This is a genomic window from Ignavibacteria bacterium (genome assembly GCA_041649015.1).
Taxonomy (GTDB): Bacteria; Bacteroidota; Ignavibacteria; order Tepidaquicellales; family Tepidaquicellaceae; genus CAIKZJ01.
In genome coordinates this window covers 572,211-585,401 of the sequence record JBAZNU010000002.1, presented here as the reverse complement: position 1 = coordinate 585,401, position 13,191 = coordinate 572,211, and the positions used below count along the sequence as shown (strand labels likewise).

At 32.4% G+C, this 13,191-nt stretch carries 14 protein-coding genes; 5 read left to right on the top strand and 9 right to left on the bottom strand.

The window, feature by feature from the left end; genetic code table 11:
• Positions 1-23 precede the first annotated feature (23 nt).
• Genes xseB through WC644_05705 form a run of 5 tightly spaced genes read left to right on the top strand, consistent with a single transcriptional unit; the run spans position 24 to position 5,436 of the window.
• On the top strand, positions 24-233 hold the full coding sequence (gene xseB / locus WC644_05725; protein ID MFA5011436.1) for an exodeoxyribonuclease VII small subunit: 210 nt from the start codon (positions 24-26) through the stop codon (positions 231-233).
• Complete coding sequence (gene dxs / locus WC644_05720) at positions 234-2,150, top strand: 1-deoxy-D-xylulose-5-phosphate synthase (GenBank protein ID MFA5011435.1); 1,917 nt, start codon at positions 234-236, stop codon at positions 2,148-2,150. It abuts the gene before it with no gap.
• Positions 2,151-3,518 (top strand): tRNA (N6-isopentenyl adenosine(37)-C2)-methylthiotransferase MiaB, encoded by a 1,368-nt coding sequence (gene miaB / locus WC644_05715; GenBank protein ID MFA5011434.1) that lies wholly within the window; start codon positions 2,151-2,153, stop codon positions 3,516-3,518.
• A gap of 14 nt (positions 3,519-3,532) precedes the next feature.
• On the top strand, positions 3,533-4,417 hold the full coding sequence (locus WC644_05710; GenBank protein MFA5011433.1) for a hypothetical protein: 885 nt from the start codon (positions 3,533-3,535) through the stop codon (positions 4,415-4,417).
• Positions 4,414-5,436, top strand: coding sequence for a glycosyltransferase family 9 protein (locus WC644_05705; protein MFA5011432.1), 1,023 nt, complete (start codon positions 4,414-4,416; stop codon positions 5,434-5,436). Before WC644_05710 ends, WC644_05705 begins: the two co-directional genes overlap by 4 nt.
• Positions 5,437-5,555: 119 nt before the next feature.
• Here the strand turns inward: WC644_05705 and WC644_05700 are convergent, their stop codons facing one another.
• The 9 genes from WC644_05700 to WC644_05660 form a co-directional block, all read right to left on the bottom strand.
• The gene (locus WC644_05700) at positions 5,556-6,170 is read right to left on the bottom strand and encodes a riboflavin synthase (protein ID MFA5011431.1); all 615 of its coding nucleotides are present in this window, start codon (positions 6,168-6,170) and stop codon (positions 5,556-5,558) included.
• The gene (gene ribD / locus WC644_05695) at positions 6,170-7,255 is read right to left on the bottom strand and encodes a bifunctional diaminohydroxyphosphoribosylaminopyrimidine deaminase/5-amino-6-(5-phosphoribosylamino)uracil reductase RibD (protein ID MFA5011430.1); all 1,086 of its coding nucleotides are present in this window, start codon (positions 7,253-7,255) and stop codon (positions 6,170-6,172) included. Before ribD ends, WC644_05700 begins: the two co-directional genes overlap by 1 nt.
• Complete coding sequence (locus WC644_05690; GenBank protein MFA5011429.1) at positions 7,245-7,904, bottom strand: glycosyltransferase family 2 protein; 660 nt, start codon at positions 7,902-7,904, stop codon at positions 7,245-7,247. Before WC644_05690 ends, ribD begins: the two co-directional genes overlap by 11 nt.
• Positions 7,901-9,067, bottom strand: a complete 1,167-nt coding sequence (locus tag WC644_05685) for a M23 family metallopeptidase (GenBank protein MFA5011428.1) — start codon at positions 9,065-9,067, stop codon at positions 7,901-7,903. Before WC644_05685 ends, WC644_05690 begins: the two co-directional genes overlap by 4 nt.
• Entirely contained in the window at positions 9,064-9,738 is a 675-nt protein-coding gene (locus WC644_05680) for a gamma-glutamyl-gamma-aminobutyrate hydrolase family protein (protein ID MFA5011427.1), read from the bottom strand. Before WC644_05680 ends, WC644_05685 begins: the two co-directional genes overlap by 4 nt.
• Positions 9,735-10,748, bottom strand: a complete 1,014-nt coding sequence (lpxK, locus tag WC644_05675) for a tetraacyldisaccharide 4'-kinase (GenBank protein MFA5011426.1) — start codon at positions 10,746-10,748, stop codon at positions 9,735-9,737. The genes WC644_05680 and lpxK overlap by 4 nt, the downstream gene beginning before the upstream one ends.
• Complete coding sequence (gene lpxB / locus WC644_05670; protein ID MFA5011425.1) at positions 10,745-11,860, bottom strand: lipid-A-disaccharide synthase; 1,116 nt, start codon at positions 11,858-11,860, stop codon at positions 10,745-10,747. Before lpxB ends, lpxK begins: the two co-directional genes overlap by 4 nt.
• Before the next feature lie 5 nt (positions 11,861-11,865).
• Positions 11,866-12,369, bottom strand: coding sequence for an isoprenylcysteine carboxylmethyltransferase family protein (locus WC644_05665; GenBank protein MFA5011424.1), 504 nt, complete (start codon positions 12,367-12,369; stop codon positions 11,866-11,868).
• 79 nt (positions 12,370-12,448) lie between these two features.
• Positions 12,449-13,186, bottom strand: coding sequence for an HAD-IB family phosphatase (locus WC644_05660; GenBank protein ID MFA5011423.1), 738 nt, complete (start codon positions 13,184-13,186; stop codon positions 12,449-12,451).
• Positions 13,187-13,191: the final 5 nt, after the last annotated feature.

Sequence of the window (13,191 nt, the reverse complement as noted above, 5' to 3'; positions counted from 1 at the left end):
TTATTTTTGTTTTACATCTAATTATGGCAAAAGAAAAAGTTAATACAGATTCGTTTGAGTATTCTTTCCGAAAACTCGAAAAGATACTTAGTGATTTGGAAGAAAATATCGACCGGAAGTCTCTAGACTCGATAATTGAGAATTATCAGGAAGGTCTTAAACTGCTAAAGATTTGCAGGGATAAACTTTCTCAGGCTGAACTTAAAATCGAAAAAATTAATCCTGAAAAATAAATGGATGAACAAAAATTTAATTTAAATAACACAAAATTTCTTAAGGATATTGAATACCCAAGAGATTTAAAAAAACTCAACTTACTCGATCTTCGGGTCCTGTCAGATGAACTGCGTGATTATCTTATAGACACAATCTCTCAGATTGGTGGGCATCTTGGTGCATCTCTTGGAGTAGTTGAACTCACTCTGGCCCTTCATTATGTCTTCGATACTCCTAAAGATAAACTTATTTGGGATGTTGGACATCAGGGGTATATTCATAAGATATTAACTGGAAGACGCGACGCGTTAAAAACCATCCGGCAGAAGGACGGTATCAGCGGTTTCCTAAAGCGTTCTGAGAGCGAATACGATGCATTTGGTGCTGGCCATGCTACAACCTCCTTATCCGCCGGCCTTGGTATTGCTACTGCTAGAGATTTCCAAAAGAAAAAATTTAAGGTTGTTTCAATAATTGGTGATGGTTCCATGACAGGCGGTATGGCTTACGAAGCTATGAATAATATCGGACTTCTTAAAAAGGATATGATCGTTGTTCTAAATGATAACAGAATGTCTATTGCTCCGAATGTTTGGTCAGTACAGAATTATTTTACAGAGTTGATGTTGAATGAATCATACAATAAATTAAGAAACAAAGTTTGGAATCTTACAGGTAAAGTCGACAAGAAAAATAGCGACAGACTTCGTGCTCTGGCAGCAAAAATTGAAGGTGGATTAAAAGGTGTTTTAACTCCAGGTATGCTTTTCGAAGCACTTGGATTTAGGTATTTCGGCCCCTTAAATGGTCACAATGTAGTAAATCTGGTTAAGACTTTTGAAGAAATTAAAAATTTCACTGGTCCTGTTCTTGTTCATATCTTTACTGAAAAGGGTAAAGGTCCTTCTTATGCTCCGGAACATTTCCAGAAACTTCATGCGTTAAATCCTTTTGACAAAACTACTGGTATAGAGTATAAAAAAGCTACAGTTCCTGCTTACACAAAAATATTCGGCGAAGCTCTCGTTGAACTTGCTAAGAAAGACGAAAGGATAATTGGTATTACTGCTGCAATGCCCGATGGTACCGGACTTAGTATCTTACAAAATGAAATTCCTGAAAGATATTTTGACGTTGGTATTGCTGAGCAGCACGGTGTCACATTCGCAGCTGGGCTAGCTACCGAAGGATATACCCCGGTTGTCGCAATTTATTCAACATTCCTTCAAAGAGCATTTGATCAGATTATACATGATGTCTCAACCCAGAAGCTTAGTGTCGTGTTTGTTCTCGACAGGGGAGGGCTTGTCGGTGCTGATGGTCCTACCCATCACGGTTCATTTGACCTTTCTTACCTGAGGTTGATCCCTAATATGGTTATAATGGCTCCTAAAGATGAAAATGAATTAAGGAATATGCTTTATACAGCAACTCTTTATAAAAAGGGTCCGGTTTCTATGCGTTACCCGAGAGGTAATGCTCTTGGAGTCCCGATAACGGATTTTCAACAGTTGGTTATCGGTAAAGGAGAAGTAGTCAGAGAGGGAAAAGATATTGCAATTCTTGCTGTTGGAAACATGGTTCATAATGCTTCACTTGCAGCAGATTTATTAAAGGAAAAAGGTATAGATGTTGAAATTATCAATATGAGATTTGTAAAACCGTTAGATTCTGATTTACTAAAAAACACATTTGCAAAATTTAATAAAGTCATTACTATAGAAGATAATTCTATCCTTGGTGGTTTCGGAAGTGCTGTTGCTGAATTTGCTGAACAATATGGGTTTAAAAATGATCTGCTTTTGCATGGATTACCCGACAGGTTCATTGAGCATGGAAAGCCTGAAGAATTACATGCAGATTTGAAACTTGATCCTAAGGGAATTGCAGAAGTTACTGAAGAGTATTTTAGAAAAGAAAAAGTGAAGTTTTAAATGTTTGAAGATTTAATACTAAGCAACAATTCGAATTTACCTAAACGAAAAAGTTTTAATCGTAAAAACAACGATAAAAAAGTTTATATCGAAACTTATGGTTGTGCGATGAATTTTTCCGATACTGAAATTGTGCTTAGCGTTATGAGCGATTTTGGCTACAATGAAACCAATGATATTAATAGTTCGGATGTAATTCTTCTAAACACTTGCTCCATTCGTGAAAACGCTGAAACAAAAATTTATAACAGGCTGAAACATCTTTCAGCTCACAAAAGAAAGAATCCTTATAAAGTCATAGGCATTCTCGGATGTATGGCTGAAAGACTGAGATACGATTTAATCGAAAAGGAAAAATGTGTTGACTTGATCGTCGGTCCCGATGAATACAGAAAAATTCCTCATTTAATTCATAATATTTTTGAAACAGGCGAAAGAGGTGTTGCTGTAAAGTTATCTAAATATGAAACCTACGATGACATTATTCCGGTTCGTAAAGAGGGGATTAATGCTTGGATTTCAATCATGAGGGGTTGTGATAAGTTCTGTACTTTTTGTGTCGTTCCATTCACTCGTGGCAGGGAACGAAGCAGAAAAGTTGAGAGCATTGTTAACGAGGCAAAGATGCTATTTGACGAAGGTATTAAAGAAGTTACTTTGCTGGGTCAGAATGTTAACTCATTCAACGATGAAGGAAATGATTTTGCGGATTTACTCAAATCGGTTGCAGTAGCAGTTCCCCATATGAGAATCAGATATTCTACATCTCACCCTTACGATTGTTCAGAAAAACTCATTGATACTATGGCAGAGTTCGGTAATATTTGTAACTACTTGCATCTTCCCGTTCAATCAGGTTCTGAGCGCATCCTGAAACTTATGAACAGGCTTTATAGTATAGATCAGTATCTCAATATTATGAACTATGCCAAGAAAACCATTCCTGGAATAGGACTTTCCACAGATATTATTACTGGTTTTCCTACTGAAACTGAAGAGGAACATCAAATGACTCTAAACCTTATGACCGAAGTCGGATACGACAGTGCATATACGTTCGCTTATTCACCAAGAGAAAATACAAAAGCATACAGAATGGAAGATAACGTGCCTGAAGATGTTAAAACAAGACGTCTTAATGAAGTAATCCATCACCAAAGGAAAATATCAGCAGATATTTTTAAAAGTATGGTAGGGAAAAAAGTAGATATTCTTCTCGAAGGTGTCTCAAAGAAATCAAATGATTTCCTAATGGGGCGTACAGATTGTAATAAATCGGTTATCATTTCTATGAGAAATAACAAAATTGGTGATATTTTAAATACATCAATCGTCAAATCAAATTCAGCCACATTATTTGCAGATTAGTCTGAAATAATCTGATGACAGACTTCTTAACATATTCGATACTAATGTTAGTTTCTTTCATCTTGAGGTTATTACCTTTAAAGATGGTTCAAAAGTTTGGTAATCTTTTCGGCTTATTATTACCCGTCTTATTTCCGACTCGTAAGAGAGTAGCTTTTAATAACCTCACACTTTGTTTTCCCAATGAAGACAACAAATGGAAACACTCCGTAGTAAAAGGTGTCTTTAAAAATCTTGGTATTACTCTCTTTGAAATTCTTTACCTTCCTAGAATGAAGAAGCGTTTGCTTGATAGATTTATTTCTATTAGTAATTACTATCTCGTTGACGAGGAGTTACGCAAAAGAACCGGTGTCCTCTTTCTTAGCGGACATATCTCCAACTGGGAAATTATGGCATTCTCATACGGGAAAATATTCCGTAGAAAACTTAATATTATTGTTAAAAGTCAGACTAATAATCTTGTTAATAATAAAATCAATGATTATCGTGAACTCGGTGGTAATAGAATAATTGAAATTGGTAGCTCTCTTCGTGAAATTTATAAGATTGTAAAAGAAAATGGTATTGTGTGCTTTCTTATGGACCAGTCTGCCAATCCCGACTATTCAGTCTATTCAAACTTCTTTGGTCAAAATGTTGCAACGTTCTCTGGTCCTGCTAAGATAGCGCTGAAATTTAATACTGGACTTATATTTGCTTATCCCGTTAGGCAGAAAAACTATAACTATCTTATAAAAGTTGATAAAATATTATATGACGACTTAATTGGAGGTACTACTGAAGAAAATATACAAATACTTACTGATAGAATTAATCAAAAATTGGAAACCGCTATTCGTGAAAATCCCGATCAGTGGCTATGGATTCATAGAAGGTTTAAACATGTGAAACAATGAAGGTTCTGATTATTCAAACTGCATTCTATGGTGATGTTATTCTTTCCTTGCCTCTTGTTCAGGTTCTCAAGAAAAATAAAAGTGATTATTCCATTGATTTCATGTGCATTCCAAAAACATCTGAAATTCTTAAAGGTAATCCTTACATAAACAAAGTTATTATTTTTGATAAGTATGAATCTGCTAAAGGGATTTCAGGATTCCGGAACGTAATCACAGAAGTTAGAAATAATAATTACGATGTTATCATTTCTGTCCAGCGATATACACGCTCATCTATCATAGCAAAACTATCAGGTGCGGAAAAAAGAGTTTCATATGAAAATTCTTCTTTGCCTTATTTCTACACAGATAAAGTACCTTATTCACAAAAACATGAAATAAACAGGGTTCTCAACTTGTTGAAACCGCTTGGAATATTTGAATCAAAAATAATTAAACCCGAATTATTTCCTTCGGATGAAGACAAAAATGAAGTAATAAAAATTTTTAATGGTCTCAATATTAAAAGTAAAAGTAACCTTATTTGTATAGCACCCGGTTCAGTTTGGTTCACGAAAAGATTCCCTGAAGAAAAATTCGTTGAACTCCTGAATATGATGGATAAAAGTAACTTGAAGATTGCATTGTTAGGTGGTAAGGATGACACAAAATTATGTGAAAATATAATAAAAAAATCTACTAATAATGAAGTCTACAGTTTTGCTGGTAAAATCACCATTCTTCAGTCAGCTGAATTGATTAAAAATTGTTCTCTACTGATTACAAACGATTCTGCTCCTTTGCATATGGCAAATGCTGTTGGAACAAAAGTTATTGCTCTCTTTGGTTCCACTACAAAAGAATTCGGATTTTATCCTATAGGTGTGAACGATAAAATCTTTGAAATAAATGGTCTGAAATGCCGCCCATGCTCAAATCACGGAAGAAAAAACTGTCCAATTCATACTTTCGATTGTATGCAAAATATCAACGTTCGTGATATCTATAATGAAATTGTATCTTCCTTAAATGCTTAAAAATAGCCTCTTTATACGCTAACCATACTCTTATTTACGCTCTAACTAAACGCTCAAAATAGTTTTCTGATTAAATGTAGAATTTACTCGTAATTATTAACTTGCTGATTTTTAAAATATTATCTTATCTTACCTAATATCCGCATTACAAACTTACCTAACATATCAAACTCAAGATTTATCCTGTCACCGTGTTTAAGATACTTAAAATTTGTTGCAGAATATGTGTGCGGTATAATTGCAACCTTAATAATGACACTTTTCTTTGTCTCTTTTACGATTTGAGCAATTGTTAAGCTTATTCCGTTAATTGAAATACTGCCCACATAAATTATATTCTTCTTAAATCTTATTGGAAATTCGAAGAAGAATTCCCAGCTATCCTTTAGCTTGTTGATTTTGTAAACCTTTCCAGTAGCATCCACATGACCCTGAACTATGTGCCCATCAAGGCTTTCACTAAGTTTCATGGGTTTCTCAAGATTTACGTAACTTCCTATTTTTAGGTCACCGAGGTTAGTCTTGCTCAAAGATTCTTTTACAGTCGTGAATTCAAACCGGTTGTTTTTTATATTCTCTATTGTCATACAAGCGCCGTTTATTGCAATACTATCACCTTTTCTCCTGTCATTTAAGTAAGCTTTCTTTGATGGAGCTATTAGAAATTTTATGCTATCACCTTTTGATGTCGTTTTTATAACTTTTCCTGTATCTGTTACTATTCCTGTAAACATTATTTTATATTTTTATAAATTAATAATAAATCCTTATCAAGTATTTTAATTTCTTTTAATGTTACTTCCTTTGCATTTTCTAATTTCTTTATTTGATAATCCCTGAAAGAAGATATCCCTTTTCCTAAAATCTTCGGTGCAATAAACAAATTAATTTCATCAAATAAGTCTTTATCTGCAAATTGAGAATATATATTCGCTCCTCCTTCAACCAATAATGAGTGATACCCAAGTTTGTAAAGACTTTTTAATATATCAGCTATTTCCATTCGTCCAAATTTACTTTTTAATCTTATGTATTTTTGATATTCTAAATCCGATACATTTTTATTGCTGGAGTGATAAATTATAGTTAATGGATAGTTGTTTTTTAGTAATTTATATTTATTAGTTAACTGTAAATCCTTGTCTATAATAACCCTAACTGGATGTTTCTTCGAGTTGACAAATCTGACTGTCAGCTCTGGATTATCTTGAACTATGGAATTCTTTCCAATTAGAATACAATCATAATTACTTCTTATATGATGTGTTAACTCCCTTGAACGTATATTAGTTATCCACTGGGATTTAAAATTATTTAGAGCGATTTTCCCATCAATACTCTGTGCAATTTTTAATGTAACATACGGACGTTTTTCAGTTATATTTACTATGAATCTTTCATTCAAATTTATGCAATCCTCATTCAATACTCCTGTCCAGACTTCAATACCTGCTTTCCGTAATTTTGTGATACCTTTGCCATTAACTTGCTTATTCGGATCTTTCATTCCAATCACAACTCTTTTTATCTTGTTCTTTATTATAAAATCTGTACAAGGAGGTGTTTTCCCAAAATGTGAGCACGGTTCCAGATTGACATATAAAGTGCTGTTTCTTAAGTCATTTCCCGCTTTCAACGCGTTATTTATGGCATTTATTTCTGCATGATGAAATCCAAATCTTTTATGGTAACCTTTTCCAATAATTTGTCTGTTCTTGACTATTACACAACCCACCATAGGATTCGGTTCGACTTTCCCTCTTCCTTTTATTGCAAGTTTCAGGCATTCTCGCATGTATTTCAAATCATCATTTATCATTCATTTTATTCTTTAATTTGGTGAGTACACTATCGCTCGTATCCCTGTAATAAAAATATGTCATAAAATCTAATCTCTTTACATTTAATAATTTAATTGCTCTATTTATAAAGTCTGAATCGTATGAAAATATATTCTTGAATCCATCTAGTTTGTAATATGCTTCTCTTCTTCCAAAAATCGTTGCACCCAGTACACAATTTTTTAAATGTACAAGTTTCTTCTTATTCCTAACATCGGGAACATACATATCCTCATCTCTGCCTATTAATATTGCAGGAGAATGAATTATATCTACCTTTTTATATCTGTTCATATATCTAATCCTATTCGAAATGTGTTCTTTACCATATTCGTCATCAGAATCAAGAAATGTAATATATTTACCCTGTGATATTCTTATCCCGGCATTGAGTGATAATGCTGTTCCTCTATTAGAATGCTTCATATATTTAACTCGGTAATCATGCTCCATTATCTCAAACAGCTTATTATGAAATCTGTCATTGCTGCCATCATCAACTACTATCAATTCGTAATCGTTGTAAGACTGATTCATTACAGAATTGTATGCCCTGTAAAATAACTTCTTTCTGTTATAAACGGGCATTATAATGCTTACTGTAGGATTCTTTTTGTTTAATTTCATATAACCTGTTTTACCCTTGCAACCCAGTATTTAGGGTCTTCGGGAATTGTTCCTTTTCTGATTTCAAAGTGAAATATTTGTCCATCAAGATTTTTTGATGTTGAAGCGATTATTTTACTTGCAGCTACTTTGTCACCAATATTTATCTTAATATCTTTTACTAAACCATAAATAGTCCTGTATCCGTTACTGTGTTTGATAATAATAATTTTCCTATAAAAAGGTACATCCAAGATATTTTCAACAACTCCGTCTGCTACACATCTTACATCTGAATTCTCGGCAATACTTACATCTATACCTTCGTTATTCATTATGGACCCGGTATTTCTGTCAATTGATTTTCCAAAATCGTTTATAATATATGTGCTGTTCACTGGAAAAATCAGTACTCCTTTTAGTGAATCAAAACTATCAGATTCATAATCCGGTGTAGTTTTGAGTTCGTACTTGTTCCCTTCTTGATCATTAGAAAGTGTGTATTCAATTTCAAAAATTAATTGTTTCAGTTTTTCGGCATGATACAATAGATTATCAGCATTTGACCTTAACATTGAAATTGAATCCTCAACATTCATTTTTTCAAGAAGTAGCAATGTTTGGTCTTCCTTCTTTTTATTTATGTAACGAAATATGTCTAATTTCCTGTAACCCTTTATTTTCTTACCTTCTTCGTATGCATACTCTTCATATTTTATCCTTTCAAAATCTGTTTTACGTTTCTCAGAAAGTTTGTTCAAATACTGAAGTCTTGCAAAAAAATTAGTAGGTGAATCAGATGTGAAAAGTATCTGATACTGGTAATCAGGACCCTTTTTATAAAGCCATAGAATTCTTTTTTTGAATTCCTCTTTTAGTTTCTCTATTTTCTCATTGTGGCTTATAAATTCAGCTTCCTGTCTTAAAATATCGTCCTTACTATCCCCGGTTTTAATGTTTTTAAGTAACTCAGATAAAACTTTTATTCTGTTCTCTAATGTCTTTTGTCTTATTGTTAGAATGGAAATTAATCTGTTCCATTCAGCTGCTTTTGACTCATAACTATTTAAATCAGATTTATAATAGTAAAGCTGTTTCTGCAGATCTTCTCTTGGAATGTAAATAGTAAAACCTGTTAAAATTGGAAAAAGCAAAACAATAGATATATAAAAAGAGTACTTCATTTTATAGAATTCTCAAAAGCATGATAAATGTTCTTGGAAAATTCATCATTGTAATTAGTAAACCTTTCGGGATGCCATTGTATTCCCATAAGAAATGATTTGTTCCTTTTATCTGCATATTCAATAGATTCAATTATCCCGTCATCCGCTTTAGATGATATCATTAATCCCTCTCCAAGCCTGTCAACTGACTGATGATGAGAACTATTTACAATTCCCGTTTCTTTATTTACGCAGCTGTATAAAATTGTATTTTTTAAAACATTGATATTGTGTATCCGCATTGTATTCTTATCAATTTTGCTATGCTCGACTTTTCGAATTGTCGGTATATCATAAATGAGTGAACCATTAAAATAAACATTAAGGAGTTGGCACCCTCTGCAAATTCCCAGAATAGGTATTTCATACTTCAGTGCATGCTCAATCAGCTTGTATTCAAAACCGTCTCTGTTGGTATCATATTTTCCTTTATCCACTCTGTTTTCCCAGTCATTGTATAATTCAGGATAAATATCTATTCCTCCTGATAATATCAGTCCCGATACACTTCTGAACTTATCCAATGCGTCATTTTCCCTGTAATCGATTATTGCATACTTTGCATTGAAATGCTCAAGCCATTGTAGGTATAAGTCAAAATTATTTTCACAGACAGTAATTCCTATCATAAAATATTTTTCTTAATAAATAATTCATTAATATTGTAAATATTCATATTTATATCAATTCGTAAATAATAAACAGGGCATTTATCAAAAAATAACTTAAATTCCCTTAATTTTATAAAATCTTTTTCAGTTGTTATAAATACCATATTCTCTGACCATGCTGCCATTAACTGCATTATATCACCTTCTCTATAATCAAAATGATCTGTAAATGTAAAAGATTTTACAATATCAATTCCTGAATTATTAACCGTATTAATAAAACTTCTATTATCTGCTATACCTGATACTGTTATCGCTTTGATTTCGCTGTAGTTATTTATCTTCTGAGACTTTATATCGTAAAATCCTTCATTCACGTAATTAAATGAAAAATCCTTACTCCCACTATTTTTAGAAAACTTAAAGTTTTTGAGAACAATATCTGTTCTCCTTAATGCTGATTTTGGCTCTCTCAAATTCCCTGCGGGTAGTAATAATTTGTCCAGGTATGTTTCGCTTTCTTTGTTAACTAAAACAATATCAACTGTCTTCTTTATCTTTCTGTTCTGAAACGCATCATCAAGCAATATTATATCCGGTGCAAACATAGCTTCCATCTTACTTATTGCTTCTACACGATTAAAATAAGCAATAGCAAAGAACAATTCCTTAAAATCTGAAAATCTTTTGATAATCATCCCAAGCTCATCACCTGTTTGTTTAACATTTGCAGTAACATTTTCACCATCATGAGCTATAATTAGTTCGTTTGTATAACTTTTATAACCTCTCGAAATTACTCCGACCTTCTTTCCTTTCTTGATGAAATATTCTGTTAAAAACATTACAAATGGTGTTTTCCCCGTTCCCCCTGTTGTAATATTTCCTACAGAAATAATAGGAGTTCTAAAAGTTGCTTGTTTTATTATACCTGAGTCGTAAAGTAAATTCCGTGATTTTATTATTAAGTAATATATTACGGAAAGTGGGAAAAGAAATAATCTTAATATTGCAATTAAATTATTCAAACTTCTTTGCAAATATACTCTGCAGGATTAATTTTCTCTTTATCAAATCTTTCTTTTAACATACTGAATTCACTCAGCATTTTATTCTTATAAGCGATGTCCGAAAATATTTTCTCTGTCTCTTTAATAACATTGTTTGGTTTGAATTCATTTTGAATATACTCTTTAACGACTTCTTTTTTCATTACGATATTTACCAAAGATAAATACTTTAGATTTACAAGCATCTTTGCTATTAAATAGTTTAGTAAACTTGCTTTATATACAGCTACAAATGGTATACCAAGAAAAGCACATTCAAGATTTGACGTACCAAATTTTGTTATTACAAAATCAGAGTTAAAAATTGTATTAAGATTACTTTCTTTTGTCCAAAGTTTAAGTTTAATGTGGTCGCAATTAATATACTTGGAATAAAATTCTTTTCCTAAATTCTCTGAACAAATAAGATTTATTTCACAATCATGTTTTAATACTAGAATTTTCCCGATTTCATTAAGAGTCGGTAATATTCTTGTAATCTCTTCTTTTCTCGTACCCGGCATAATTGACACAACTTTATGCTTCCTCTCTTCTTTATTTGCATTTTCAAGATACTCTTCGCAATGTCTTAAAACAGGGCTTCCGGAATAGTACGCTTTTATTCCTTCCTTATTTAGTATCTCTTCTTCAAAAGGTAAAATTGTGAAACAAGTGTCAATGTATTTCTTAAGTTGTTTAATCCTTTTCTTATGCCAAGCCCAAACCTGTGGTGTAATGTAATACATTATCTTTCCACCATATACTTTTCTGATCTTCTTTGCGATTCTTAAGTTGAAACCGGGGGAGTCACAAAGTATTAGTACCTTTGGAGAGAGTTCAATAATTTTGTTTGCAGTATACTCTAATCTGTCCTTTAGATGAAAATAATTTCTGGCAATGTTAGCAAACCCGATATAATTTATTTCCGAATAGTTAAATAATATTTTTACGCCTTGTTCCTGTAATCTGCCACCACCTATACCATAAATAATTAGATTCTTGTTAATTTCAAGTATATCTTGTATTAGTCTTGCCGAATGAGAATCACCCGATGATTCACCTGCGATTACAAATATATCAGTTTTATTCATTTCTATTACAGAAAAATATACTTTATTAGTATTATGATAGAAACGATAGTAAGTGCTTGCAGAGACCTTTTCTCTGACTTAATTCCCTCTCTTAAATCAAACAATAGTTTAGATCTAATTCTGTCCGGAAGTGGTTTCGAAATAGGGAAGAAACGTTTTACATGTTTGCAGTATTCAATAAATTCTTCTTTGTATGTTTTCTTCAGATATTCTTCTTCATTGATTATAATCAGATAATATTGGAATACAAAATATAAAAATGCTATTATTAGTAGGTATGGAAACAAAGCGTTACTCATTATTCCGAATCCTGAATAAATCATTATGTTTCCCCAGTACAGTGGATTTCTTATTATCGAGTATGGACCTTGTGTAACTAAATTTGAACCACCTACTCCTGATGTTGTTCTCGTCTCGCTTCCTGCATATCCCACTGACCATACTCTTATTGCTTCGCCTATAATAACAACACAAAGACCTGCCACTATGGAGAATAAATTTGGTTCCATAAACAGAATCATACAAAAAATAAACGGTAATGGTGTGTAGCTGCGGTACTTAAATAATATTTTTCCAAGTTGCTTCACTTTATCCTCCTAAAAGAACTTCTTTTCTTAATGTTTTGGCATTTTGCTTTTGCTTAAAAACTCCATTTTCAATTATTTTCATGAATTTATTCTTAATATCTCTGAAATCTTTGTATTCGTAATAAGTTATATTATTTCTCCAGCAGTAAGAAGCAAGTTTATTCTTTGCAAATACAACGTCTGCATAATTGCTGACACAAAAGTCTGAAACTCCATCTCCGATGAACACAGATATTTCCTTATCAAGTTCGTTTGTATTTGCCATCAGTAAATTCCTTTTGCTTACTCCGCATGAATTACAGTGCTCATCAGAAAAAGGAAAATCACAAGTTAGTTTTACTTTTCCGTTTGAATTAAGAAGTATTGATCTATTGGAGTAATATTTCAGTTCTATTTCAAACTTCTTAATAACATAGTTGACATAATAATCGAGTCCCTCACTTAGTAATATTACTTCAAATTTCATTTGCTTGCAGTATGCAATAAATTCAAGAAAGTAATCGTCTAATTCCTGTTGCTCAATAAAAGTATCGAATATCTCCAAACTGAAATCCTCAATCAGGTTAAGTTCCCGTTTAATGCATTCTCGGGATGTAATTCTTCCAAATTCAAAGTCTTTACATACGATATTGAAAGCTTTTTTATCTTTTATGAACCTTCCAAGAGCATCAACCCATACGTCATTCTTTGTAACTGTTCCGTCAAAATCACAGAATATCTTAAGCTTAGGGTATTTCAATTTTA

What these genes read in the sequence shown, in the direction of transcription:
- dxs (MFA5011435.1), top strand. Translation starts at nt 234, where the DNA reads ATGGATGAACAAAAATTTAATTTAAATAACACAAAATTTCTTAAGGAT.
- xseB (MFA5011436.1), top strand. Translation starts at nt 24, where the DNA reads ATGGCAAAAGAAAAAGTTAATACAGATTCGTTTGAGTATTCTTTCCGA.
- WC644_05705 (MFA5011432.1), top strand. Translation starts at nt 4,414, where the DNA reads ATGAAGGTTCTGATTATTCAAACTGCATTCTATGGTGATGTTATTCTT.
- ribD (MFA5011430.1), bottom strand. Translation starts at nt 7,255, where the DNA reads ATGATAAATGATGATTTGAAATACATGCGAGAATGCCTGAAACTTGCA.
- WC644_05690 (MFA5011429.1), bottom strand. Translation starts at nt 7,904, where the DNA reads ATGAAATTAAACAAAAAGAATCCTACAGTAAGCATTATAATGCCCGTT.
- WC644_05665 (MFA5011424.1), bottom strand. Translation starts at nt 12,369, where the DNA reads ATGGAACCAAATTTATTCTCCATAGTGGCAGGTCTTTGTGTTGTTATT.
- WC644_05680 (MFA5011427.1), bottom strand. Translation starts at nt 9,738, where the DNA reads ATGATAGGAATTACTGTCTGTGAAAATAATTTTGACTTATACCTACAA.
- WC644_05700 (MFA5011431.1), bottom strand. Translation starts at nt 6,170, where the DNA reads ATGTTTACAGGAATAGTAACAGATACAGGAAAAGTTATAAAAACGACA.
- lpxB (MFA5011425.1), bottom strand. Translation starts at nt 11,860, where the DNA reads ATGAATAAAACTGATATATTTGTAATCGCAGGTGAATCATCGGGTGAT.
- WC644_05685 (MFA5011428.1), bottom strand. Translation starts at nt 9,067, where the DNA reads ATGAAGTACTCTTTTTATATATCTATTGTTTTGCTTTTTCCAATTTTA.
- WC644_05710 (MFA5011433.1), top strand. Translation starts at nt 3,533, where the DNA reads ATGACAGACTTCTTAACATATTCGATACTAATGTTAGTTTCTTTCATC.
- miaB (MFA5011434.1), top strand. Translation starts at nt 2,151, where the DNA reads ATGTTTGAAGATTTAATACTAAGCAACAATTCGAATTTACCTAAACGA.